The following is a 529-nucleotide window of genomic DNA, read 5'->3' as shown; positions in this document are numbered from 1 at the left end:
TGCCACCCGGTCGCCGGCAACAACGCCCCGTTGCTGTAAATGAAAGGCTATCTGCTCAGACAGGCTATAAAGCTCCTGATAGGTCAGTTCTTGTCCGTTGTGTTTTACTGCAACCTGCAAGGGCGTACGGGCCGCCTGTTCGGCAAACAATACCGTAAAAGTCCGGCGTTCATCGGCCAGCAGATGCTCCGCTTGTTCCCCCTGGCACCACGCCGCCAGTTGCGGCGACACCGACAACGGCAGTTCGGATATTTTCTTTTCTGCCGTATTGATCATGGCATCAACGATTTCCCGCAAATGCGCTGACACCTGCTGCATCAGCGACATCGTATATGCTTTATCGTTATACTCCAACCTGATAATAATCACATCGGAAGGCAGTATGGTAAGCGTTAAATCATAGTGTGTCTGATCAAACATGGTCACCTTATCGATATGAAAGGCTTCCTCCCCGACACTACCGTCCAATGCCTGTTCCAACGGGTAATTTTCAAAGATGAACAGATGATCGATTAGCTTTCTGCCGGCC

At 50.7% G+C, this 529-nt stretch carries 1 protein-coding gene; it reads right to left on the bottom strand.

Annotated features, from left to right (window positions below):
- Positions 1-529, bottom strand: a 529-nt coding sequence (locus ICL55_RS34930; RefSeq protein WP_188106705.1) for a condensation domain-containing protein, incomplete at both ends; no start/stop codon positions are given.

The sequence above is a fragment of the Chitinophaga varians genome (assembly GCF_014529945.1).
Classification (GTDB): domain Bacteria; phylum Bacteroidota; class Bacteroidia; order Chitinophagales; family Chitinophagaceae; genus Chitinophaga; species Chitinophaga varians.
The sequence above is the reverse complement of the archived record's forward strand: the minus strand, read 5'-3'. Positions and strand labels throughout refer to the sequence as shown.